The sequence below is a fragment of the Peribacillus sp. TE19612 genome (assembly GCF_056279465.1).
On sequence record NZ_JBWCCL010000007.1, the window covers coordinates 194957 to 218110 of the forward strand.

The window sequence follows — 23154 nt, forward strand, 5'->3', positions numbered from 1 at the left end:
AGGAGGGACGATGATGGATAACCTATTAGAAGTCAACGATTTACAAATCACCTTCCATACTTATGCAGGTAAAGTGCAAGCGGTTCGCGGTGTGAACTTTGGCGTGAAAAAGGGGGAAGCCGTTGCGATTGTTGGGGAGTCCGGATGCGGCAAAAGTGTTACAGCGAAATCTATCATGAGATTATTGGAAACACCCCCGGCAGAGTATGGAAAAGGGTCGATAAACTTTGGCGGTAAAGACCTTCTTAAAATGAGTGAAAAGGAAATGCAGAGGATTCGCGGGAATGAAATCAGCATGATTTTCCAGGATCCGATGACTTCGCTCAATCCAACGACAAAAATCGGCAGCCAGATCATGGAAGGCATTTTAAAGCATAATAAAAACATGTCCCGAAATGATGCATACGAACGGGCGTTGGAAACACTGAAACTAGTAGGTATTCCACAGCCGGAAAAAAGAATGCAGCAATATCCGCATGAGTTTTCAGGTGGTATGCGCCAAAGGGCAATGATAGCGATGGCCCTTGCTTGCGAACCGAAATTGCTGATTGCCGATGAACCTACAACTGCATTGGATGTAACGATACAAGCGCAAATATTGGAACTGATGAAAGATATCCAACGAAGAATGGATACTTCCATCATTTTAATCACTCATGATTTAGGTGTGGTTGCGGAAACTTGTGAACGGGTAGTCGTCATGTATGCAGGCAAGGTTGTGGAGACGGGTACGGTAGAGGCTATATTTTCAAACCCGCAGCATCCTTATACAAGAGGTCTGCTTAAAACGGTGCCAAGGCTGGATATGGAAAAAACGGCTCCGTTGGTTCCGATTATCGGATCACCACCGGATTTATTGGATCCGCCAAAAGGATGCCCATTTTACCCAAGATGTGAATCAGCAATGAAAGTGTGCAAAGACCATGATCCGGAGCTTGAAGTAGTGGAAGAAGGTCAGACTGCCGCATGCTGGCTGCACCACCCGATGGCCAAGGCAGCACAGGTACAAGCACCGACTAATGTATAAAGGAGGAGAACCAATGGTTTCACTGAAAAATAAGGCCGTAAAAGAAAAGACATACAACGAAAATTCTCCTCTTGTTGAAATAAAGAATCTGAAGAAGCATTTTCCTATTGGTTCTCAATCGCTGAAAGCGGTAGATGGTTTGGATCTCAAAATCTATCCAGGGGAAACTGTCGGTCTTGTTGGGGAAAGCGGTTGCGGTAAGTCGACTGCAGGTCGTACAATCACTCGATTATATGAACCGACAGATGGAGAAGTTCTTTTTCAGGGGAAAAATATTTTCGATTACAAACCCGGGGAAATGTCACATATCCGCCGTGAAATACAAATGATTTTCCAAGATCCTTACGCATCCTTGAACCCAAGGATGAAGGTGGAGGAATTGATTGGGGAACCACTTGCCATTCATGGGATATCAAAAGGTAAAGAGCGAAGAAAACGGGTGGAAGACCTGTTAAAGCTGGTTGGTTTAAGTCCGGAACATATCACTCGTTTTCCGCATGAATTCAGTGGCGGACAACGCCAGCGTATTGGAATTGCAAGGGCCTTGGCTTTAAATCCTAAATTCATCGTTTGTGATGAACCAATCTCTGCCTTGGATGTTTCGATACAGGCCCAAGTGGTCAACTTATTAAAAGAACTGCAAAAAGAAATGGGATTGACTTATTTATTCATCGCGCATGATTTATCGATGGTCAAGTATATTTCAGATCGCATTTTAGTCATGTACCTTGGAAGAATGATGGAACTTTCGGATAGTGATTCTTTAACGAAAGATCCGCTACACCCATACACACAGGCCTTGCTATCCGCAGTGCCGATACCAGACCCGACTATTAAACGGGAAAGAATCGTCCTTAAAGGCGATGTACCAAGTCCGATCAATCCGCCGAGCGGCTGTGTATTTCGGACGCGCTGCCCTAAGGCGATGGAGATATGCTCCAGTGCTGTACCTGAATGGAAAGAACAAAAACCAGGACATTTCGTTGCTTGTCATTTATATTGGTAAACAAAAAAACCAGTTGCATTTGCGACTGGTCTTTTTTTACACATTTATGTAAAATATTTTTAGAATAGAAACGATTATCAAATTATTTATCAGCATGTCAAAATAAAAAACTAGGAATCTGAAAATAAAACATATAAAATGTAATTATATGTAAATATAAAATTCTGTTGAATGTTTCAATTTGTGAGAGAAGGAGGGACTGTTATTGTATTCCACGATAACTAGTGAGATCGTCGATCGTGTCATGATTGTTACTCTTAATCGTCCAGAGAGAATGAATGCTTTCAATGAAAAGATGTGTGAGGAGATGATTCGCGCTTTTAATGAAGCGGATGAAAATGATGACGTAAGAGCCGTCATATTAACTGGCGCTGGGGATGCTTTTTGTGCTGGAATGGATTTGGAAAAAGGTGCAGAAACGTTTATGGATCACACTCCTTTGGTTGAATATCGCGATGCAGGAGGAATGTTGTCATTACGGATTTTTGAGATGAAGAAACCTATGATAGCAGCCATTAATGGAGCGGCAGTCGGGATTGGGATAACGATGACTTTGCCCATGGACATTAGAATTGCTTCAACAGATGCAAAGATGGGTTTTGTATTTGCAAGGCGGGGGATAACGATGGAGGCATGCAGCGGCTGGTTCTTGCCTAGACTTGTCGGAATGGGCAAAGCTTCCGAATGGATTTTTACCGGCAGGATGATTACGGCCAGTGAAGCATATGAGGGAAGGCTGGTAAACAAGATCGTCGAGCCAGAAGAATTGATGTCTGCAGCAATGGAGATTGCGACAGACATTGCGGAAAATACATCTTCCGTCTCTGTGACGCTATCCCGGCAGTTAATGTGGTCCATGCTCGGTGCGAACCATCCTGTTGAATCACACAAAATAGAATCGAAAATGATTCATTGGACCGGAAAACAAGCTGATGCACTAGAAGGAATCGAAGCTTTTCTCGAAAAAAGGAAAGCCGATTTCAAAATGAAAAGCAGCACGGATATGCCTCCGTTTTATCCGTGGGGAACGGATCGAACATATGAAGCGGATAAGAAATGAATGAATGGTAAGGTCGATATCGAGGGCTTCGGAAGTGCTTGATAATTTTTACTTTTCGGATAAATTAGGGTTTCTTTTCTTAGTGTGTTATACTAGGTTTACCATTTACTAAACTTGTTTCATGTTCCCTATTCCCTGTGAATAGGGTTTTTTTATGATTGCTTTTTCGATCAAAAAAACAGACCCTACAAGTAGGGTCCGTTATATATTGTATTTAAAATTATGCTTTTTGAACGTTAGTAGCTTGGGGTCCGCGTTGACCTTGCTCAACTTCAAAAGTAACTTCTTGACCTTCGTCTAATGATTTGAATCCTTCGCTTTGGATAGCTGAGAAATGTACGAATACATCGTCTCCGTTTTCGCGTTCGATGAAGCCAAATCCTTTTTCTGCGTTAAACCATTTTACTTTACCTTGTTCCATTGTTGTTGCCTCCTAGTGTGAATCCACACATTGTGTTACTACCCTTGCTCAATCATTAGACGAAAAGTTTTTCACTTATCAATCTTCCCGAACAAAAATAATTCTTTTTAAATATAACAGATAATGTCGGAATCTGCAAGCTAACAAGGGAAGATTATTAATGTATACAGAAAATGAACAATTCTTAATACCCTTTTTTGTAATCAAGTAAATTTGTTGAAGGGGTTTTACCATTTAGATAGTCCTTTAAATTTGGGATGAAAATATCCTGAATTAGCCTTTGGTCGTAAAATTCCGTATTTCCGGATGTGTGCGGCGTGATGATTACGTTGTTCAACTCCCATAAAGGGCTATTCTCAGGAAGTGGCTCCGTTTCAAACACATCAAGACCAGCACCTGCAATATCTTTGTCCTTAAGCGCTTGAATCAATTCGTTTTGAATGACGAGGTTTCCCCTTCCTATATTAATGAAATATGCGGAGCGCTTCATTAAATTGAATTCGTTTTTACCAAACATATTCCTTGTTTCTGGGGTCAAAGGTAATGTCACGACAATATAATCACACTTAGGAAGAAGATCAATCAATTGTTTTTGTGTGAACATCTCATCTACAAATTCTTCTGATTCACCGGAATGGCGCATCCCTAATACGGTCATGCCAAAAGCCTTGGCAATTTTGGCGGTTTCCTTTCCGATTTTCCCGACACCGATGATTCCTATGGTCTTTTCATGAATTTCCTGCTTCATATGTGCGTGATGCCAGGTCTTTGTATGCTGTTGCTTAATATAAGTATCTATTTTTCTTGTTAAGGCAAGCATTAACGCGAAAATAGTCTCTGAAATGGGATACGCATGAACGCCGTTTGCAGTTGTAATCTGAACATTCATTTGCTCTAAATTTTCCAGGGGTAAAGCATTCACTCCTGCGCTCCATGTCTGGATCCATTTAACATCGCTTGCAGCGATCGATACAGACATTTCCGCTTTCCAGCCTGCGATCACTTCTGCATCGGCAATATGATCTCTCCATTTTTCCGGAGATCTCCCAGTGATCACAGTCCACTCGGGAATCAATTCTTGGATCTTCTGTAATAAGATTTCATTCAAATTTTGGCTTATTATGAGTTTTCTTTTTGGCATAATTATCCTCCTGGATATTTTTTCTGAATTATACGTAAGTTTCGATAATATTTCAATTGGAAAGGCGATTGCTTACCAATCTTGCTATAATACTAATAATCAATGGAATGGGGTGTAATCATGAACGTGAAAGAGATATATGGACAGCTGCCTGCTCTAGAATCAAAACGATTGATCATGAGGAAAGTCACCATGAATGATGCCGAAGACATGTTCGCTTATGCATCCAACAATGAAGTTTCCCGTTACGTCACATGGGAAGCCCATCGTTCCCTAAGTGATACAAAAGATTTTATCCGATTAATCCTTCAAAATTATGAGGATAAGAAAATCGCTCCATGGGGCATAGAACACAAGGAAAGCGGTAAGTTGATTGGTACCATTGATTTTGTTTCATGGCAGGTTGACCATCATATTGCGGAAATAGGGTATGTGCTTGCACCAGAATATTGGGGGAGTGGCTTGATGACGGAGGCAGCCCAAAAGATAATCGCCTTTGGCTTCGAAAATATGAACCTAGTTCGAATACAAGCAAGGTGCTTCGTTGAAAATTCAGGTTCAGAGCGAGTCATGCAAAAGGCTGGTATGTCTTTTGAGGGAATCATAAGAAAAGGAATGTTCGTCAAGGGGAAGCATCAAGACCTAAAGCTATATTCCATTATAAAATGATGGCTGCGAAGTCAGCTGATTAAAGGGAAAGTAATAAGAAAAATATACATCGTTTGCGAAGCGTGAATTTCTGTTGTTGATTATGATGGATATGGGAAAGCCAGAAACAAACAATATGTGCAAATATTGAATCAAAAACTATACAAAACGTCTAATGTAAAAAGTCGTTTTAAAAAATATAATGAAACTATGAAATCGTGTTGAAATGGAGGGTTTATTTAATGACAGTTATCAATGAAGTAGAAACGTTGAAAAATTATATCGGTGGCAAATGGGTTGATTCCACAACTTCGAAACATGAACAAGTGCCTAACCCGGCAACAGGAGAAGCATTGGCAATCGTACCCCTTTCAACTAAGGAAGATGTAAACCAAGCGGTGGAGGTTGCTAAAAAGGCGTATAAAGAATGGAAAAAGGTCGCCGTTCCAAAAAGAGCTCGCTTCTTATTCCGTTACCAGCAATTACTGATTGAACACTGGGATGAGCTTGCAAAGCTGGTCACTATCGAAAATGGAAAAAGCTATACAGAAGCATATGGTGAGGTTCAGCGCGGGATTGAATGCGTGGAGTTCGCAGCAGGTGCCCCTACCTTGATGATGGGAAGTCAGCTTCCTGATATTTCCCCAGGCATTGAATCTGGCATGTATCGTTATCCAATGGGTGTCGTTGCCGGGATTACGCCGTTTAATTTCCCGATGATGGTGCCATGTTGGATGTTCCCGCTGGCAATAGCTTGTGGAAATACGTTTATCTTAAAACCTTCAGAACGGACACCGCTTTTGGCCAACCGTCTCGTGGAATTATTGACAGAAGCCGGTGTTCCGGATGGTGTTGTCAATATTGTCCATGGTGCCCACGATGTCGTGAATGGGATTTTGGAACATGAAGACATTAAAGCGGTATCATTTGTGGGATCCCAGCCTGTCGCAGAGTATGTATACAAAACCGCCGCTGCCAATAAAAAACGTGTCCAGGCTTTATCGGGTGCGAAAAATCATTCGATCGTCATGCCTGATGCAGATTTGGACAATGCGGTAACGAACATAACGAATGCAGCTTTCGGATCTGCAGGCGAGCGCTGCATGGCTGCGTCAGTGGTTGTTGCGGTGGGAGAAGTGGGAGATACGCTCGTTGAGAAATTAAAGGCTGCAGCGGATAACATCAAGATTGGAAATGGAATGGATAAGGACGTTTTCCTGGGACCTGTAATCCGTGATACTCATAAAAAAAGAACAGAACAATACATTGAAATCGGGGAAAAAGAAGGAGCTGTCCTCCTTCGTGATGGTAGGAATGAAGGCGATCAGGAAAAAGGCTATTACGTTGGACCGACATTATTTGATCATGTAAAAACAAACATGAAAATATGGAGTGATGAAATTTTTGCTCCTGTCTTATCCATAGTACGAGTTAATACTCTTGAAGAAGCAATTGAATTGACCAATCAATCCGAATTTGCCAATGGTGCCTGCCTCTATACGGATAGTGCAAAAGCCATCCGGGAATTTCGCGAAGAAATTGATGCAGGTATGCTTGGCATTAACCTTGGGGTACCCGCGCCAATGGCATTCTTTCCATTTTCCGGATATAAAAGTTCGTTTTATGGGGACCTTCATGCCAATGGGAAAGACGGCGTGGAATTTTACACGAGAAAGAAAATGTTAACGGCAAGATACTGATAGGAAAAAGGGGGTCGGCGCAATTTGTGGTCGGCCTTCCTTTATACATTATTTTAGGAGGAGTATAGCTTATGCAGGTTGAAAAACAGGGTCAGGATCTTAAAGCGATGGATGGTAAATATGTGTGGCATCATATGAAAGGGGCTGAACCCACCCCTGGTGCAATGGTGATTAAAAACGGGCAAGGAGCATGGATTACGGATGTTGATGGGAATCGTTTCCTGGATGGGATGTCTGGTTTATGGTGTGTCAACGTCGGTTATGGCCGCACGGAACTGGCTGAAGCAGCTTACGAGCAGCTGAAGGAACTTCCTTATGCCCCTTTAACGAATAGCCACATCCCGGCTATTAAGCTAGCGGAGAAATTAAATGAATGGCTTGGTGGGGATTATGTGATTTTCTTCTCTAACAGCGGTTCAGAAGCCAATGAGGCTGCCTTTAAAATTGCGCGGCAGTATCATCAGCAAAAGGGTGAACATGGACGCTATAAATTCATTTCGCGTTATCGCGGCTATCATGGCAATTCAATGGGAGCCCTGTCAGCTACCGGGCAGGCACAGCGAAAATATAAATATGAACCTCTCGCCCCAGGGTTTCTTCATGTATCACCGCCAGATTCTTACCGAAATCCAGAGGATGAAAGCGGTGAAAAAAGTGCAGCGGAAATTGAACGTACCATTACATGGGAGCTGAGCGAAACGGTGGCTGCGGTCATCATGGAACCAATCATCACTGGGGGCGGAATTTTGATGCCACCCGATGGATATATGAAACGTGTCAAAGAAATTTGTGAGAAAAATGGTGTCCTTCTCATTTCGGATGAGGTCATTTGCGGGTTTGGCCGTACTGGTAAGAAATTCGGATTTATGAACTATGATGTAAAACCAGACATCGTAACAATGGCTAAAGGAATCACGAGCGCTTATTTGCCATTATCCGCTACAGCCGTCAAACGCGAAATTTATGAAGCGTATATTGGCTCAGACGTTTATGACCGCTTTCGGCATGTAAATACATTTGGCGGCAATCCTGCTGCCTGTGCCGTCGCTATGAAGAATATTGAAATATATGAAAATGAAAAACTAATAGAACGGTCCAAGGAGTTAGGGCTACGCTTTCTGCAAGAATTTGAAGAAATCAAATCTCATCCCAATGTTGGGGATGTACGCGGGAAAGGTTTGTTGGTAGGCATTGAACTAGTGGAAGATAAACTGACCAAACAGCCGATCGAACTTTCCAAAATCAATAAAGTCATTGCTTCATGCAAAGAAAAGGGGCTGATCATAGGGAAAAATGGCGATACAGTAGCAGGCTTCAATAATATCCTGACTCTTGCTCCCCCACTTAGTATAACTGAAGAGGATTTTGCATTCATCATAGCGACGGTAAAGCGAACGCTAGCTGAACTATGAAAATAAAAATAAAAAACTGAATATTCAATGATTTCACGCATGTGCCTGTTGATACACATAACTTGCTTTTTAAATGAGGCTGATGCGTCAGTTTTAGCGCCGTTCGGAACTTTGAACGGTGCTTTTGTCTATGATCAAGGAAGAATAAGAGGTAAAGGAATCTAATAGAAATTATAGGCGTATTTTGGAATCGTTTTCCTTGCTTAGTTAAAGCGGATGTTCGAAAATGGAATGATAAGGAGTAGTGATAGAATATCTATATTATCCGGCAGAAGAGGTGAGGGACATGAATAATGAAGATATAACAAAAAAATTAACATTACATATCCCTGAAATTTTAGGGAGTGGGAACTTTTCAAAGTATGCTGTATTGGTACCGCTAATAGAGAAAGAAGATGGAATTCATGTTCTTTTCGAAGAGCGTTCACACAAACTGAGGAGGCAGCCGGGGGATATATGTTTTCCGGGCGGGAAAATAGACAAGCTGGATCATGATGAACAGGCTGCTGCCCTAAGGGAAACATATGAGGAACTTAATTTGCGAAAAGAAGATATCGAAAACGTCTTTCCGATCGATTATTTGGTATCTCCATTCGGGATGATTGTCTATCCTTATGCAGGATTTGTTCGTAACCATCAACGGATAATACCTAATCCAGCTGAGGTAGAAACCATTTTTACGGTCCCACTTTCCTTTTTCATGGAAAAACCGCCAGAAATTTATCATGTGGAATATAAAGTGGAACCGCATGCAAACTTCCCCCATGATTTAGTCGTTGGCGGGGAGAATTATAAATGGCAGCCAAAACAGATGGAAGAGTATTTTTACTTATATAATGGTCGGGTAATCTGGGGAATGACAGCGAAAATCCTTACCCATTTTATTGAAATACTTCGTTAGACACTTCTAAAGCACCTTTTTTTTTCGGTCTATTTCTATTAAGCTTTGATTATGGTAAAAGTTAGGTTTTTAATAGAAGCGGGGGGATGAGTGGATGAAGTATAGTTTTGAAGTACTTGAAAAAGAACGGGAAATGGCAATGGCTGCGCTAGTCAACTTCAATGAAAACCGCGAATACTATGATGAAACCAAAGATCAGGAACTTAAGCTGGCATACTACAAAGATGGTTCCTTGGACCGGGAAGGATTGAAGGACCTACTTGTGGCAACCCATAAAAACCAGCTGAACTACTCACCGCATCGTCATGTTTACCCATGGGTGGACTTACAGGAAAATGGCCAGCTGAAAAGTCTGTATTCCGGTAAAGGGATGGATCCTGCACAAGTGATTGAGGAAGATATCCGTATACTGGAAGTGTTGTCAAGAGGTATTGAATCAACAAATTCGGAGAATATTCTCGTTAATTGTGAACATGTAGTACCTCAATCATGGTTCGATAAAAAAGAACCGATGAGGGGGGATTTGCATCATCTGTTCGCCTGTGAACCAACGTGTAATAGCAGCCGGAGTAACTATCCATACCATGATTTTGAGGATTATATCCCTGAAAGATCGGCTGCCGGTATAAAAGCGGGTTGCGGGAAATCAGACGAAAGTAAATTCGAGCCCGAATACGGAAAAGGGATCGTGGCGAGGGCAACTTTGTATTTTTTACTCAGATATGAGGGAATCATCGATACCGGCAAAATCGACTTGGCACTGCTTTTGGAATGGCATCGGCTTTTTCCCGTCAACACTTATGAAAAACATAGAAACCTCGCTATACATGAAATGCAGGGTAATCGTAACCCGTATATAGATTTTCCCGAAATGGCAGAGAATTGGAATTAAAGAAGGGCATAAAAAAGAGGATTGAAGCTGCAGTGCAAGCTTCAATCCTCTTTTATTATGGATTATAAGAATTTTACGCAAACAGGGAAGGGAACTTGAACATCCTTTTGCAATAATGTTAATTTTCCGTCATCTTCATTCCGAGCATATAGTGTCAAGTTTCCTGATTGTTCATTAGAAGCGATCAGAAATTTCCCGCTAGGGTCCAATGAAAAATCACGCGGCCAATGTCCTTCGGTGGAAACCAGCTGCACGAATGCCAGTTTGCCTGTTTCTTGATTGGTTTCGTAAACGGCAATACTATCATGTCCGCGGTTTGCGGCATATATGAATCGCCCGTCATCAGAAATATGAATGGCGCTTCCTTGGTTATTTTCCTTGAAATCTTCCGGTACGGTCCGTACCGTTTGCAATTCAGAAAAACTACCGGTTTGACTATCGAAGCTCAAAACAATGACTTCTGGTACAAGTTCTGCCATGACATAAGCAAATTTACCGTTTGGGTGGAAGGTCAGATGCCGTGGTCCGCTGCCGGGAGCAACAGATAAGCTGTTTACTTCTTCCAAAACCCCATTATGTAGTTTATAGGTTATTACTTTATCTATTCCGAGGTCGACAACAGCAATGAACCTTTCATCCGGCGTGAAACCAGCGAAGTGAGTGTGTGCTTTTTCCTGACGTTCTTCATTCGGTCCTTGCCCTTCATGTTGAACAGTTGATGATACAGGCAAAGGGGTCGCATCGTCATGAAGCGGATACGATTCAATCACGCCTTCTCCATAACTGGAAGTGACCAAAACCTGTTTCTTGCTGTCGACACTTATATGGCAGGAAGAGCCATTTGGTGTCAGTTGTTTGCCTAAGAAGGTAAGCTCACCTGAATCTTCACTAATCGAATAGGATGAAACTCCACCGCTGCCAGCTTCTTTTAAAATGGCGAAGAGATTCTTTTTGTCCTGGCTGATGGCGACATAAGTCGGATCGGTCAATTCTGCTGCAAGAACCGGTGTGCTGAGCTTTCCTTCTGCTGTATCTAAAGTAAATCGGTAAATACCTTCGCTGTTTCCTTTTGTGTAAGTGCCTATGTATCCAATGATGTTCTGTTGACCATGTTTTGCCATATTTATCTCCTCCAAGAAAGATTTGTGTTTATTTTTATTTTAACATAGATGATGCCCATATATCCTTTTCCCGTTTTATGTTGAGTCGGAACCTTTTTCTTTTTGAATTTTTTTAGATGATAAAAAAAACCCGACTAGCGGGTTAATTTAAATCGACTGACTTTGAGGCTTCGAGGGGGATATGCCTAAACTCAGAAACGGAAAATAAACCCTGATCCGTCAGTTTGATTTCAGGGATGACAGGTAGCGCCAAGAAGGCAAGTGTAAGAAAAGGGTTGAAATGCCTGTTAGCCCCGAGTTTCAATAAGGCTTCATCGATGTGCTTCAATGAATGGACCACATCCATATAATTGCATTCACTCATCAAACCAGCTATTGGAAGGGGAAGGGAGGCTAGTATTTCCCCATTTTGGATTACAGTCAATCCACCCTGCATTTTTTTGATTTCCTTAGCTGCCAGAAGCATATCCTGGTCATTCGTTCCGGCAATGATCAAATTATGTGAATCATGGGCTACTGTCGTGGCAATGGCTCCTGATTTCAACCCGAGCCCTTTGACGATACCCAGGCCCATTTGTTTGGTCATATGATGCCGTTCAATAACAGCAAGTTTTAGATGATCAACATGTTCGGAGAACTGAAATAGTCCATCATGATTAAGTGTGACCGGTTCAATCGAATGCTTTGTAATCAAGCTGTTTGGAGTTATCTCAATAATATTAGCGAACTCATTTTTAAAAGGTATCGCGAAATCATCTCCGGTAATTTCATGAAATTGAACAGAGTGCTTCAATCCGTCGATAATAACCTGTTTCTCATCAGCTGGATAGTTAAGCAAACGATTATTTTGAACCATAAGCTTTCCATCTTTGAAGACCGAATGGAGGATGACTGAATCAAGATCATCCAGTAGAAGGAAGTCTGCCTTGTATCCAGGTGCAATTGCACCATGTTCCTTTAATCCAAAGCATTCCGCTGCATTAATGGTCGCCATTTGAATGGCGGTAATTGGCGGGATACCTGTTTCTATGGAAAGTCGAATGTTGTGATCGATACTTCCTTCAGAAACTATATCATCTAGGTGCCTGTCATCGGTGACGAATAAACAACGGCGGGAGTTCTTCTCGTTAATAACTGGAATCAGGTTAATTAAGTCTTTGGCGACGGTGCCTTCCCTGATCATAAGATACATTCCTTTACGCAGTCTTTCTTTTGCCTCTTCCGCTGTAGTGCATTCATGATCCGTTTTAATGCCTGCACTCAGATAAACATCGAGCTGTTGTTCGGATAATCCAGCTGCATGGCCATCAATGCTTTTGCCCAGTCTATTTGCATCGTATATTTTTTTCAGCATATCCTCATCTGTATGTGAAACGGCGGGAAAATTCATTATTTCGGCTAAACCAAGCACTCTTGGGTTTTGATAAAAGGAAATTAAATCTTCACTTCTTAAGACTGCACCAGAATGTTCAAACTCCGTAGCAGGTACACAAGAGGGCATCATGAAGTAAAAATCAAAAGGAAGTTGATCAGATTGTTCAATCATATATTCCATGCCCTTTTTGCCAGAAACATTGGCAATTTCATGAGGATCCGCAACGATGCAGGTCACACCATGTAAAAGGAGGATTTTTGCAAGTTCATAAGGCCTGACCATCGATGATTCTATATGAACATGGCCATCAATGAAGGAAGGGCATACGAATTTTCCTGCAGCATCGATTTCCGAAGTACCCTCATAACGCCCAATTCCAGCAAAGTAACCATCGGCGATCGCAATGTCGCCTGTATAGATATCGCCATTGAAAACATCTATGATTTGCCCGTTCTTAATGACGCAATCTGCAGGTGTTCTTCCTGTTGCAACGTCAATTCTCCTTTTAAGCAAGTTTTTTTTCATATTCATAACCCCTTTGGCCATATATAACCGGTTAATATTTCACTTTTTCCGTATTGGTTTCCCATGTTCGGAATGGTAAATCGTGGTCATTAAAAGACAATTGTTTCATTTTAATCGTGCGGTTTTCCATTGGCAGGGCAAGTTCTTGGTAGATAAAGTGATCATCAAAGCCAATAACTGCAGCGTCTTCTTTAGTGCATGCGTAATAAATGGCTTTTGGACGTGCCCAGTAAATAGCACCGATGCACATGGGGCATGGTTCGCAGCTAGTGTAAATTTCACAATCTGTAAGCTGGAAGCTGTCGAGATTCCTGCATGCATCACGAATCGCCTGTACTTCGGCGTGCGCTGTAGGATCGTTGGCCGTTGTCACATTATTACATCCTCTGCCTACGACTTTGCCATCTTTTACGATAATAGCACCAAAAGGACCTCCGTTCTTAGCCAGTACATTTTCATTTGCAAGTCGAACGGCCATTTCCATGAATTTTACATCCACTAAAAAAACACCCCTTCATATATTAATAACCCAAAAGTGTTAATGTTACGTTTTTTAACGTAAATATAATAAACAATATATCATATGTCTAGGGAAATTGAATATTGTTTTCTGAAAATAAAGAAAAATCAATTTATGTTGGGGTTTATGAGTGTAATCAAAAGAATTTAAAAGAATTTTTACAAATAATTATAAAACTGATATTGTTAGAAGAAAATCATTAGAATTATGAAGGTGATATGCATGGGTTTTTTGGGAGTTCTATTACCGATATTCGGTATATTTGTTTTAGGTTTCATCGGTCAGAAAAAGTTTAATCTTGATACAAAATCGATTTCCACGATGGCATTATATTTAATGTCACCTTTTCTCGTGTTCCGGACTTTTTATTCCGCAGAATTTACGATTAATTATTTTTACCTGTTCTTATTCACGATAGTACTTTGCCTTTCTCTCATACTGGTAGTCTACATTATATCTTTTTTTCGCAATTATACAGTCACTGAAACAAGCGGCATGATATTGGCATCGGCATTCATGAATAACGGGAATTACGGTACACCCGTCATTTTCCTGTTATTCGGAGCCGCAGGACTCGATTATGCAATCATCCTTATGGTGGGACAGCAGTTAGTGATGTGCACGATCGGCATTTATTTCGCAGCAAAGGGCAGTCCTGAAGGAAACGGAGTTCAAACAGCAATTAAAGCGGTTTGTCGAATGCCAATTGTTTATGGAGCTATTGCAGGAACAGTATTTCAGTTCGTGAACATACCTTTAAGCAATTCGGTTATGGAAGCTATTAATCTTGTTGCAAACGCAGCGATCCCAACAATCATGATTACACTGGGAATGCAGCTGGCCAACATTTCCCTGAAAAAAATTGCTTATCGAAAGCTATCAGTTTCACTTCTTCTTAAACTTGCCGTTTCACCAGCAATTGCCTTCCTGTTATCACTCGCCTTGCCAGTGGGTGAAATGGTCAGGCATATCATGATCATCGTAGCTGCCATGCCAACAGCGGCCAACACTACGATGTATGCGCTCCAATTCAACACGGAGCCTGAATTCGTTTCAAGTGCTACATTCATCAGTACATCATTAAGCCTGATTACGCTTCCCATCATCTTTTTCTTTGTATTATAGAAGATTATGATTCTAATTATGTGGGCAAACTTATTATAAGCACTAATCGGAGGTCGTGATCCGGCCAAATTATCGGCATTGCCCTTTATGACCAAATCTTGGGCTAGGTACCCATCGCGGTTTATGAACTTATGCCATTAATTTAGGTGTTGATGAAAAAATGATTTCAACAATTTCATTTTAATATTAAATTGTAGCTTATTAAACTGGCGTTTGGTATTTTAATGCCAGTATTTGATTGGAGGGGTTTTGTGTTCCAGACTGAAATTAAATTGATTAATCCTGGAAAGATTGATGCCATACTAAAGGAAATCGTCCTGAAAACCTTTGAAGAAGCACTGGAAGAAAAACTCTTGCTATGCATGGAGTGCGGAGATGTCGATTTTTATATCGCGTATTCAAATAATGAGGAACTTCAAGATGCGATTAATGAAAACTTTGAAATTGATGAATGTGGTGAAATCATGAAAATAGATGAACATCAGGAACTTATGGATGATTTATACGATTATTTCTTGATCATACATAAGGAAAGTGATTTGTTTGACTTTTTTCCAGCAGGTCCATATACCCACAATGGGGAAATTCATGAATCAGATACCGATATGCTGGCGCCAAGGGGTTTGTATTCAGCACCATTTGAAGATGCGATAAAGGAATAAAACGAAAAGACAGCAAATGCTGTCTTTTTGTATTATTAAAAGCATATTCAGTTTTCGGGAAATAAAAGATTTTTTTACAAAAAGAGGGATTTTTTTTATAGGATATCAGTTTAAATTTACCAGTTTTATGAAATATAGCAATAATATCATAAAATATGATATTGTTTTTAACAATTTAAAGTTTATATGGTAATTTTAAGAAATATTATATATAATAAAAAATGTGAATATTGAATATATTATTTGAATTACTAGTTTAAAATAATAATAAAAATGGACTTTTCACAATGAATTATGAAATATTGGGAAATAATTTTTGAAGAAAGGATTATACATAAGATTTGTTTCGAGTTAAAAGAGTGATATATTACGCTTTTAGAATTCTGATTATTATAAATTTTCAGTTTTGGGCAGGGGGCTAATTATGATAGTTTTTGACAGAGTGAATAAGTATTATGGCGATTTCCATGTATTGAAAGAAATTAATCTAACAATCAAAAAAGGGGAAGTGGTAGTGGTCATTGGACCTTCCGGATCAGGAAAAAGTACACTGCTTCGATGCATTAATCGTCTAGAGACCATTTCGCAAGGTTCCCTTTCAATTAATGGTCTAAATGTAGCGGATAAAAAGACGGACATAAACAAACTTCGTCGGAATATCGGTATGGTTTTCCAGCATTTTCACTTATATCCCCATAAAACAGTGCTAGAGAATATCATGCTTGCTCCCCGGAAAGTCCTGGGGCAATCCGAAGAGGAAGCGAAAAAGATTGCACTGAAGTATTTGGACAAAGTGGGGATTGGAGATAAAGCGAATTCATTTCCTTCTCAGCTTTCAGGTGGACAGCAGCAACGGGTAGCGATTGCCAGAGGTTTGGCAATGGGGCCTGAAATCATGCTATTTGATGAACCTACCTCAGCCTTGGATCCAGAAATGATTGGCGAGGTACTGGATGTAATGAAAGCACTTGCCCATGAAGGTATGACGATGGTGGTGGTCACGCACGAAATGGGATTTGCCCGTGAAGTAGCGGATCGAATCGTATTCATGGACGAAGGCAGGGTTTTAGAAGAGGCATCACCGGCTGAGTTTTACGCCAATCCTCGTGAAGAGAGGGCTCGTTTATTCCTTAGCCGTATATTAAATCATTAAAAAAACAGGGGTGAATTACATGTTGAAGAAAAAGAAATGGTTAAAATTATCTTTGCTATCCTTACTGGCTGTCATTTTATTAGCTGGATGCGGCGGGGGGAACGATTCAGACAAAGCTGAAGAGGGTGGAGGTAAAGGCAAAGAAAAAGATGTTCTCGCACAAGTGAAGGAAAAGGATAAGATCGTTTTTGGGGTGAAAAATGATACAAGACTATTCGGATTGAAGAATCCTAGTACTGGAGAGGTTGAAGGCTTTGATATTGATATTGCCAAAGCTCTTGCAGCAGAAATCCTTGGTGATGAGAATAAAGTTGAATTTAAAGAAGTGACTTCTAAAACCAGGATGGCATTATTGAATAATGGTGATATCGACGCAATTGTAGCAACCATGACAATCACGGAAGATCGTAAAAAAGAAGTTGACTTCACTGATGTTTACTTCGACGCCGGACAATCTTTGTTGGTCAAAAAGGGCAGCGATATCAAGGGTATTGATAGTCTAAAAGGGAAAAAGGTATTGGCTGTCAAGGGCTCTACTTCTTCCATAAATATCCGTGAAAAAGCTCCTGAAGCACAAGTGCTGGAATTTGAAAACTATTCCGAAGCGTTCGCTGCACTTAAATCCGGACAAGGGGATGCATTGACAACGGATGATTCCATCCTTTATGGAATGGCAGATGAAGATCCAAGCTATGAGCTTGTTGGCGGTACATTTACGGAAGAACCTTATGGTATTGCCGTGAAAAAAGGAAATGCTGAATTTGTTGAAGAGTTGAATAAAGCCCTTAAGTCTCTTAAAGATTCAGGCAAGTACGATGAAATCCATGATAAATGGATTAAACATTAAACATTTCAGCAAATGGATAAGGGAAGCTGACCTTAAATAACATTTGTACATTTGTCTGTGAGGATGAGCGTTTTGCTCATCCTTACTAGTTAAAGGAGTTGAATGCCGTGCTTGATTTCTCCATTTTAACAGAGAATCTGGATATGTATTTATTAGGCTTTAAAAATACGATCATGTCGAGTTTGGTCGCGTTGGTATCGAGTTTGATTCTTGGGGTGCTAATTGCCATCATGCGGATTGCGCCAATAAAGCCATTAAACTGGCTGGGTACCGCCTATGTCGAGTTCATTCGGAACATACCGTTATTGATCATTACCTTTTTCTTCTTTCTTGGTCTTAAACTAAGCGGTCTATATGCAGGGACATTAGCCTTGACCATTTACACTTCATCTTTCATAGCTGAGGCAATTCGGGCAGGCATACTCTCCGTGCCTAAGGGTCAAATGGAAGCTGCACGTTCTTCAGGCCTGACATATGGGCAGGCCATGAGGCTCGTCATACTGCCGCAGGCCGTTAAAATAGTCATTCCTCCTTTAGGGAACCAATTTATCAATCTAGTAAAGAATTCTTCCATTTTGGCCGTCGTTGCAGGACTCGATCTTATGTACCACGGGGATTTGATTTCTTCAAGGACATTTGTCGTGTTTGATGTGTACATTTTCGTGGCAGCGTTTTACTTAATTCTTACCATTCCTTTAAGTTTTGGCGTTGGTTATTTGGAAAAACGTCTGGCTAAGAGTAATTGAGGGAGGTATAAGATATGGATTTTGCAGGTGCCTATACACCAGATAATCTTAAGTTTTTATTAGAAGGATTTTGGGTAACGCTCCAGGTAGCTTTTATATCCATTATTCTAAGTTTCATTATTGGCGGTCTTGTAGGTATAATCCGATACGCAAAAGTGCCGGTGTTATCACAAATATTAGCTTTGATTGTAGAAACTGTACGTAATTTGCCTCTGTTATTAATCATATTTTTTACGTATTTTGCTTTGCCGGAGATACGGATTAAACTGGAAATCATTCCAGCAGCCATAGTTGCCTTGACAATTTTTGAGTCAGCCATGCTTTCTGAAGTCATTCGAAGTGGATTGAAGTCCATTGATAAAGGCCAAATGGAAGCTGCCCGTTCATCAGGTTTGAGCTATACACAGGCATTGATACATATTATTCTGCCCCAAGCGCTGCGCCGCATGGTTCCTCCTATTGTCAGCCAATTCATTTCTTTATTAAAGGACACCTCTTTAGCTGTTGTCATCTCTTTACCGGAGCTGACCCATCATGGTCAAATCATATACGGACAAAGTCAAAAGTATTTAATACCGATTTTGATCCTGGTGGCTCTCATGTATTTCATAGTTAACTATAGCCTTTCTTTGGTAGCCCAGAGACTTGAATTGAAACGAACCTAAAAAAACGACTCAGAAATGAGTCGTTTTCTATTTGTCTAGGAGATTCGGAAGTGTCTCACCCTCAACCTTGTTTTAAAACTTGTTTATACTCCATGATCCATACAGTCGGCGGAAAAGGAGCGGACTTCTGAAATCGATTGGAATAATATTTTAAGAAGCAACCGTAGGCTGGACTCATTCGAACCGAGTTTAAGACTAGGTTATCCTTCATGATTTTATAACTGTAATCCTTAATGGATGGAAGAAATTTGCGACACTCCTGCCGAATAACTGGCTAGCCGAGACCCCACAGGCGCTTGTGCCGAGGAGGCTTGGCAGACAGTCGGCGGAAAGGGAGCGGATTTCTGGAATCAACTGGAATGTTATTTTAAGAAAAAACCGTAAGCTGGACTCATCTCAAACAAGTTGAAACTAAGTTATCCTTCATGGTTTTATACTGTAATCCTTAATGGATTGAAGAGATATACGACACTCCAGCCGAATGGCTAGCCGAGACCCCGGAGATGTTTACTTTGATGCGGCTTGGCAGATAGCCGTCGGAAAGGGAGCGGACCTCTGGAATCAACTCGAATATTAATGATGAATGAGTACACAAAAAATGAATCTTTTGCTTTTAATAACCGTATATATAAAGGAAGAAAGAAGGTGGAATATATGTCGGAAATTAAAAGAAGCAATAGCAAAGCGATTGTATCATTGATCATGGGGGTATTATCCCTGTTTATTCCAATCATCGGCATCATATTAGGTATTTTAGGGTTAATATTTGCATCGAAAAGTAAACAAGAAATGAACCTTACTGGTGAATCTGGAAATGGTTTAGTGACAGCTGGAAAAGTGTGCAGCATTATAGGAATAATCTTGAATGTTCTCATGATTTTGATTTTCATGGTGTTTTTTTATTTCGTAGTCAATACGGACATATCAACCTATTGAATGTAAGTATTAACTTGACAAACAAAGAAATGTAATTTAAACCTATATAAAATGGAAATTCATGTTATAATTATTATAAATATCTAAATATTGTATGAAGGGATGATATTTTGACCATTCAAATCTTTGAGTACCCAGCCGTATTCTATTATGAAAAACACCCGTTGATTATCGACTCTTTTTCCGTTCAAGTTTGTTTCCCGGATTTTAGGCGAGAAGGAATTATTTCTTCCGTTAGTGGTAGGAATCGGGTAGATGCCTTAGCTTGTGCTCAAGAACTGCTGGAATCCATGGTCGAACATTTTATTCACGATAAAAAAAGAATCCCGGATGCAAGCGAAATGGAAAAGGTGAATCTGGATCGGGGAATTAATATATGCGAGGCTGCACCCTTCAGAATTGAAATAGAAAATATCACTTATGAAAAATAAAAAAACCTTGCCGGTTAAAGGACAAGGTTTTTATTTTGGATGTCTTGAATTTGTAACCCGGAATGTCAGACCAGTACATAATATATTATTTTCTGAAGTCGATAGTGATAATAGTGCCACTTCATAAAATATAAAAAACCATCATTACCTGTAAAAGGAATGATGGTTTTTAGTTTCGCTAAAAAATTCCCCATTTAATTATTTTTTATTTTTGGGGAAAGGATATTGCGTTCTTTATAACGAATATGTATAGTATAGGTAACATAGGTAAAAAGTATCAATAGTTATATATTTTGGAGGTGTGTGTGTGAAATATTATATAGCATCAGACGAAAAAAATTTGAAGCAAGTAAAATCATTGATCAAGAAATTGACTTCAAAAGGATTTACTTGTGTGAATGACATGAATTTAATAACGAATGATGAGAAAAACCAAATAACGGACGACATTGGAGAATATGAAAAAAAGGGGATAGAGGAAGCCGATTTCATGCTGATCTTCCTAACCGCTGGAAAAGGTAATCTATATGAGCTTGGCTATGCTTTATCTTTAAATAAGAAAATAATTGTGTATTCGCCTGAGAAAGACAATTATCATATTAATAAAAAATCAATATTTCATAATCTGCCCGAGGTAACAATCTGCAGCGGGACCTTTTATAAGCTGGTTAAATTGATACATACGCTTTCTCCGGAAGGATCTGAACAAGATTCATTGCATCTTAAATAAAAGTCAAATGTAAAATTTTAAGGATACCCTCTAATAAAATTTCTTTTGAACGAATTGTTTAAAGTATTTAAAAATGAGGGTAAAGACCATAAAAAAAGGGAGAGGACTGTTTTGGCCATTATTGATATCGACCAATTATTGTTAGCCACTGAAGCGATAGCAGAAGAGTCAGTTCCATTCCATCTTGATACATTTGACATCGATCAACTTTTAGATAATACGGATAATTGGAACTGGTAAAGAAAAGCATGCCCATTGAGGATATGCTTTTTTTTAAGAGAAAATAGCCTGATTACTGTATGAAATAATACAAGAAACCAGGCAGGTGGAGATATTTTAACGATTGGATAAAGTTAAAACCTGCGTCCTTTTACGAATCCTAAAATCACAAACATTGAAATGGTGCCGATAACAAAAATTGCTTTAATGGAATTCACGAGAATTTCATCGTACATTTGTAGTACCTCCTTGTATGTAATGACAGTGCGATTATGATTAGCTGTTGATGTATAAATTATAACATAAAGTCAATATCTGATGGTGGAAAATTAAAGACGATATGGGTAATAATGTATAGTTTGTACAGTTAATATAAAAAAAGATATCCTCTAATCAGTGGATATCAGTGAGAAAATTATTTAAGTCCTAGTGCTTTTTTTGTTTTTGGTCCGACGATTCCATCAGAAGTAAGTTTTTTTGACTTTTGGAATTTCTTTACGGCTGTTTCGGTGTTTTTTCCAAATGACCCATCTACTCCTTTAGTGCTGAATCCAAGTTTAGTTAATCTTTTTTGCAGTTCGACAACTTGAGGGCCACTGCTTCCTTTCTTTAGGGAAGCGTTTGAATTTACGGGCAGGCTCACAGATCCGCTCACTTTAAATCCATTCGTGGCAGCTATGTTGGCAAATGATTTATTCGAATTGGCAATCAAGACTACAGTGTTCATTCTCACCCTATCGTAAAGCCATTGTACATCATTGTTATACATACGAATACAACCGGCACTTATATATTTCCCGATGGTTGTAGAATCATTATTGCCGTGTATTGCGTACGTATTTCCTGGTGTATTCCTTGCATTGATCCCCAGCCATCTTTTACCTAGAGGGTTTTTTGGGTCTCCGCCTCTGATGTTGCCTTTATAATAGGGACGATTCACAATCTTTGTCACTACTTTAAACTTTCCTTCAGGAGTGTAGGAGGCTTTCTTACCTGTAGCTACGATGAATACCCTCACCAATTTATCATTTTCGTAATAGGCAAGCTGATTATTGTCTTTATTGATGATAATCAGTTGTCTTGCTGCCGCACCTGAAGTATTACTGAACCCCAAAAAACTAAAGGCGAAAATCAATACAAATACAATTAATTTTTTCATGTTTTTCCCCGTCCCTCATTTAAGCAACCTACATTTACACATATACTATCCTATGCTTGAAGTGAGGCTAAAGTGACAATTTTTTAAAATAAGGGTAGACTAATTAACTATGGGAAAAGTCAAACTTAGATCCAATTTCACTTTTATGCATATCAAGAGAATGATGGGCACTATTTTTGACCATATTACATACATTATTGAAGTGAAAGCGGAGGTGGGTAAGAATTGTCACGCCTAAAGGTGGAGGACTATCTAGAACAAGGCATCCATGGTCCAAAAGAAATCAAGGCTGGTGAACGAAGGGAATTTCTGGGCACATTACGGGAACGCGTAGTCATCGTCTTAAAAAGAAGCCAAGTCTTTGAAACGAGTGTATACCCGGAGATAGAGCAAATGATGAAGCAGTATCCCCATTCAAATTTGTTTTTAAATGGTCAGATGGACTATCAATATCTAGGAAAATATATTAAATTGGCAACGAATCATGATATTCCTTACAAAATCGTCCTAAACAAAGATCATAACTCCGATTTGGGTCTGGTGTTAGCGGAAAGTAACGCCATAAACAAAGAAGAAATTTATATAAAGAAGCAAATTCATACCCAGCAAGTCATCAAAAAGAAAAGCTTCACAGCGTTTTTCAAACGCTGTGTTAAAAAATTATTAAAAAAACGTTGATGCAACTATCAACGTTTTTAGTTTGTCTACAAAAGAGGTCGGAAAGGACTATCC

Annotated in this window: 25 protein-coding genes; 19 read left to right on the top strand and 6 right to left on the bottom strand. The window is 39.8% G+C overall.

What is annotated here, in order from left to right; translation table 11 throughout:
- Positions 1-13: 13 nt before the first annotated feature.
- The 3 genes from ACZ9AO_RS14445 to ACZ9AO_RS14455 all read left to right on the top strand — a co-directional run bounded on the left by ACZ9AO_RS14445 (position 14) and on the right by ACZ9AO_RS14455 (position 3093).
- Complete coding sequence (locus ACZ9AO_RS14445; RefSeq protein ID WP_476109319.1) at positions 14-1027, top strand: ABC transporter ATP-binding protein; 1014 nt, start codon at positions 14-16, stop codon at positions 1025-1027.
- A 13-nt stretch (positions 1028-1040) separates the two neighbouring features.
- Positions 1041-2033 (top strand): ABC transporter ATP-binding protein, encoded by a 993-nt coding sequence (locus ACZ9AO_RS14450; RefSeq protein WP_048679436.1) that lies wholly within the window; start codon positions 1041-1043, stop codon positions 2031-2033.
- 205 nt (positions 2034-2238) lie between these two features.
- On the top strand, positions 2239-3093 hold the full coding sequence (locus ACZ9AO_RS14455; RefSeq protein WP_197281826.1) for a crotonase/enoyl-CoA hydratase family protein: 855 nt from the start codon (positions 2239-2241) through the stop codon (positions 3091-3093).
- Positions 3094-3313: 220 nt separating this feature from the next.
- On the opposite strand, the gene ACZ9AO_RS14460 is transcribed toward ACZ9AO_RS14455, so the two are convergent.
- Together ACZ9AO_RS14460 and ACZ9AO_RS14465 are read right to left on the bottom strand one after the other, a co-directional pair.
- Positions 3314-3514, bottom strand: coding sequence for a cold-shock protein (locus ACZ9AO_RS14460; protein WP_029714163.1), 201 nt, complete (start codon positions 3512-3514; stop codon positions 3314-3316).
- A gap of 184 nt (positions 3515-3698) precedes the next feature.
- On the bottom strand, positions 3699-4655 hold the full coding sequence (locus tag ACZ9AO_RS14465; RefSeq protein ID WP_251539895.1) for a D-2-hydroxyacid dehydrogenase: 957 nt from the start codon (positions 4653-4655) through the stop codon (positions 3699-3701).
- A gap of 120 nt (positions 4656-4775) precedes the next feature.
- On the opposite strand from ACZ9AO_RS14465, the gene ACZ9AO_RS14470 reads away from it, so the two are divergent.
- The 5 genes from ACZ9AO_RS14470 (at position 4776) to ACZ9AO_RS14490 (ending at position 10208) form a co-directional block, all read left to right on the top strand.
- Positions 4776-5324, top strand: a complete 549-nt coding sequence (locus ACZ9AO_RS14470; protein WP_476109320.1) for a GNAT family N-acetyltransferase — start codon at positions 4776-4778, stop codon at positions 5322-5324.
- A gap of 221 nt (positions 5325-5545) precedes the next feature.
- Positions 5546-7003 carry a CoA-acylating methylmalonate-semialdehyde dehydrogenase gene (locus ACZ9AO_RS14475; RefSeq protein WP_048687107.1) on the top strand — a complete coding sequence of 486 codons (1458 nt, stop codon included), beginning with the start codon at positions 5546-5548 and terminating at the stop codon, positions 7001-7003.
- 71 nt (positions 7004-7074) lie between these two features.
- Positions 7075-8415, top strand: coding sequence for an aminotransferase (locus tag ACZ9AO_RS14480; RefSeq protein ID WP_476109321.1), 1341 nt, complete (start codon positions 7075-7077; stop codon positions 8413-8415).
- 286 nt (positions 8416-8701) lie between these two features.
- Complete coding sequence (locus ACZ9AO_RS14485) at positions 8702-9316, top strand: NUDIX hydrolase (protein WP_053535163.1); 615 nt, start codon at positions 8702-8704, stop codon at positions 9314-9316.
- Positions 9317-9410: 94 nt separating this feature from the next.
- Positions 9411-10208: an endonuclease I family protein gene (locus ACZ9AO_RS14490; protein WP_476109322.1), complete on the top strand. Its 798-nt coding sequence runs from the start codon at positions 9411-9413 to the stop codon at positions 10206-10208.
- Positions 10209-10270: 62 nt separating this feature from the next.
- On the opposite strand, the gene ACZ9AO_RS14495 is transcribed toward ACZ9AO_RS14490, so the two are convergent.
- From ACZ9AO_RS14495 to ACZ9AO_RS14505, 3 genes are all read right to left on the bottom strand, one after another.
- A complete protein-coding gene (locus ACZ9AO_RS14495; RefSeq protein WP_476109323.1) occupies positions 10271-11329 on the bottom strand; it encodes a lactonase family protein in 1059 nt (352 codons plus the stop codon).
- 142 nt (positions 11330-11471) lie between these two features.
- Positions 11472-13235, bottom strand: a complete 1764-nt coding sequence (gene ade, locus ACZ9AO_RS14500; protein WP_476109324.1) for an adenine deaminase — start codon at positions 13233-13235, stop codon at positions 11472-11474.
- 25 nt (positions 13236-13260) lie between these two features.
- A complete protein-coding gene (locus ACZ9AO_RS14505) occupies positions 13261-13713 on the bottom strand; it encodes a nucleoside deaminase (RefSeq protein WP_057277922.1) in 453 nt (150 codons plus the stop codon).
- Positions 13714-13971: 258 nt separating this feature from the next.
- On the opposite strand from ACZ9AO_RS14505, the gene ACZ9AO_RS14510 reads away from it, so the two are divergent.
- The 10 genes from ACZ9AO_RS14510 to ACZ9AO_RS14555 all read left to right on the top strand — a co-directional run bounded on the left by ACZ9AO_RS14510 (position 13972) and on the right by ACZ9AO_RS14555 (position 21284).
- Positions 13972-14874 (top strand): AEC family transporter, encoded by a 903-nt coding sequence (locus tag ACZ9AO_RS14510; protein WP_034307016.1) that lies wholly within the window; start codon positions 13972-13974, stop codon positions 14872-14874.
- A gap of 251 nt (positions 14875-15125) precedes the next feature.
- Positions 15126-15536: a hypothetical protein gene (locus ACZ9AO_RS14515; protein ID WP_081088609.1), complete on the top strand. Its 411-nt coding sequence runs from the start codon at positions 15126-15128 to the stop codon at positions 15534-15536.
- Positions 15537-15960: 424 nt separating this feature from the next.
- Positions 15961-16689, top strand: coding sequence for an amino acid ABC transporter ATP-binding protein (locus ACZ9AO_RS14520; RefSeq protein ID WP_048687119.1), 729 nt, complete (start codon positions 15961-15963; stop codon positions 16687-16689).
- Between the two features lie 19 nt (positions 16690-16708).
- On the top strand, positions 16709-17536 hold the full coding sequence (locus ACZ9AO_RS14525) for a transporter substrate-binding domain-containing protein (protein WP_251539890.1): 828 nt from the start codon (positions 16709-16711) through the stop codon (positions 17534-17536).
- A 107-nt stretch (positions 17537-17643) separates the two neighbouring features.
- The gene (locus ACZ9AO_RS14530) at positions 17644-18282 is read left to right on the top strand and encodes an amino acid ABC transporter permease (RefSeq protein WP_057277535.1); all 639 of its coding nucleotides are present in this window, start codon (positions 17644-17646) and stop codon (positions 18280-18282) included.
- A gap of 14 nt (positions 18283-18296) precedes the next feature.
- Entirely contained in the window at positions 18297-18947 is a 651-nt protein-coding gene (locus tag ACZ9AO_RS14535; protein ID WP_034307000.1) for an amino acid ABC transporter permease, read from the top strand.
- Positions 18948-19601: 654 nt separating this feature from the next.
- The gene (locus tag ACZ9AO_RS14540) at positions 19602-19883 is read left to right on the top strand and encodes a DUF4190 domain-containing protein (RefSeq protein ID WP_063577730.1); all 282 of its coding nucleotides are present in this window, start codon (positions 19602-19604) and stop codon (positions 19881-19883) included.
- Between the two features lie 110 nt (positions 19884-19993).
- Complete coding sequence (locus ACZ9AO_RS14545) at positions 19994-20314, top strand: hypothetical protein (RefSeq protein ID WP_137020179.1); 321 nt, start codon at positions 19994-19996, stop codon at positions 20312-20314.
- Between the two features lie 286 nt (positions 20315-20600).
- Positions 20601-21044 carry a nucleoside 2-deoxyribosyltransferase gene (locus ACZ9AO_RS14550; protein WP_260088850.1) on the top strand — a complete coding sequence of 148 codons (444 nt, stop codon included), beginning with the start codon at positions 20601-20603 and terminating at the stop codon, positions 21042-21044.
- A gap of 111 nt (positions 21045-21155) precedes the next feature.
- A complete protein-coding gene (locus ACZ9AO_RS14555; protein ID WP_255256757.1) occupies positions 21156-21284 on the top strand; it encodes a hypothetical protein in 129 nt (42 codons plus the stop codon).
- A 394-nt stretch (positions 21285-21678) separates the two neighbouring features.
- On the opposite strand, the gene ACZ9AO_RS14560 is transcribed toward ACZ9AO_RS14555, so the two are convergent.
- A complete protein-coding gene (locus ACZ9AO_RS14560) occupies positions 21679-22422 on the bottom strand; it encodes a L,D-transpeptidase family protein (protein ID WP_476109325.1) in 744 nt (247 codons plus the stop codon).
- Positions 22423-22647: 225 nt separating this feature from the next.
- Here ACZ9AO_RS14560 and ACZ9AO_RS14565 point away from each other — a divergent pair, with 225 nt between their 5' ends.
- A complete protein-coding gene (locus ACZ9AO_RS14565; RefSeq protein WP_251539888.1) occupies positions 22648-23100 on the top strand; it encodes a YueI family protein in 453 nt (150 codons plus the stop codon).
- The last annotated feature ends 54 nt before the right edge of the window (positions 23101-23154 follow it).

What these genes read in the sequence shown, in the direction of transcription:
- ACZ9AO_RS14460 (WP_029714163.1), bottom strand. Translation starts at nt 3,514, where the DNA reads ATGGAACAAGGTAAAGTAAAATGGTTTAACGCAGAAAAAGGATTTGGC.
- ACZ9AO_RS14465 (WP_251539895.1), bottom strand. Translation starts at nt 4,655, where the DNA reads ATGCCAAAAAGAAAACTCATAATAAGCCAAAATTTGAATGAAATCTTA.
- ACZ9AO_RS14540 (WP_063577730.1), top strand. Translation starts at nt 19,602, where the DNA reads ATGTCGGAAATTAAAAGAAGCAATAGCAAAGCGATTGTATCATTGATC.
- ACZ9AO_RS14495 (WP_476109323.1), bottom strand. Translation starts at nt 11,329, where the DNA reads ATGGCAAAACATGGTCAACAGAACATCATTGGATACATAGGCACTTAC.
- ACZ9AO_RS14525 (WP_251539890.1), top strand. Translation starts at nt 16,709, where the DNA reads ATGTTGAAGAAAAAGAAATGGTTAAAATTATCTTTGCTATCCTTACTG.
- ACZ9AO_RS14475 (WP_048687107.1), top strand. Translation starts at nt 5,546, where the DNA reads ATGACAGTTATCAATGAAGTAGAAACGTTGAAAAATTATATCGGTGGC.
- ACZ9AO_RS14510 (WP_034307016.1), top strand. Translation starts at nt 13,972, where the DNA reads ATGGGTTTTTTGGGAGTTCTATTACCGATATTCGGTATATTTGTTTTA.
- ACZ9AO_RS14450 (WP_048679436.1), top strand. Translation starts at nt 1,041, where the DNA reads ATGGTTTCACTGAAAAATAAGGCCGTAAAAGAAAAGACATACAACGAA.
- ACZ9AO_RS14560 (WP_476109325.1), bottom strand. Translation starts at nt 22,422, where the DNA reads ATGAAAAAATTAATTGTATTTGTATTGATTTTCGCCTTTAGTTTTTTG.
- ACZ9AO_RS14490 (WP_476109322.1), top strand. Translation starts at nt 9,411, where the DNA reads ATGAAGTATAGTTTTGAAGTACTTGAAAAAGAACGGGAAATGGCAATG.
- ACZ9AO_RS14470 (WP_476109320.1), top strand. Translation starts at nt 4,776, where the DNA reads ATGAACGTGAAAGAGATATATGGACAGCTGCCTGCTCTAGAATCAAAA.
- ACZ9AO_RS14520 (WP_048687119.1), top strand. Translation starts at nt 15,961, where the DNA reads ATGATAGTTTTTGACAGAGTGAATAAGTATTATGGCGATTTCCATGTA.
- ACZ9AO_RS14535 (WP_034307000.1), top strand. Translation starts at nt 18,297, where the DNA reads ATGGATTTTGCAGGTGCCTATACACCAGATAATCTTAAGTTTTTATTA.
- ACZ9AO_RS14505 (WP_057277922.1), bottom strand. Translation starts at nt 13,713, where the DNA reads ATGGAAATGGCCGTTCGACTTGCAAATGAAAATGTACTGGCTAAGAAC.
- ACZ9AO_RS14480 (WP_476109321.1), top strand. Translation starts at nt 7,075, where the DNA reads ATGCAGGTTGAAAAACAGGGTCAGGATCTTAAAGCGATGGATGGTAAA.
- ACZ9AO_RS14485 (WP_053535163.1), top strand. Translation starts at nt 8,702, where the DNA reads ATGAATAATGAAGATATAACAAAAAAATTAACATTACATATCCCTGAA.
- ade (WP_476109324.1), bottom strand. Translation starts at nt 13,235, where the DNA reads ATGAATATGAAAAAAAACTTGCTTAAAAGGAGAATTGACGTTGCAACA.
- ACZ9AO_RS14445 (WP_476109319.1), top strand. Translation starts at nt 14, where the DNA reads ATGGATAACCTATTAGAAGTCAACGATTTACAAATCACCTTCCATACT.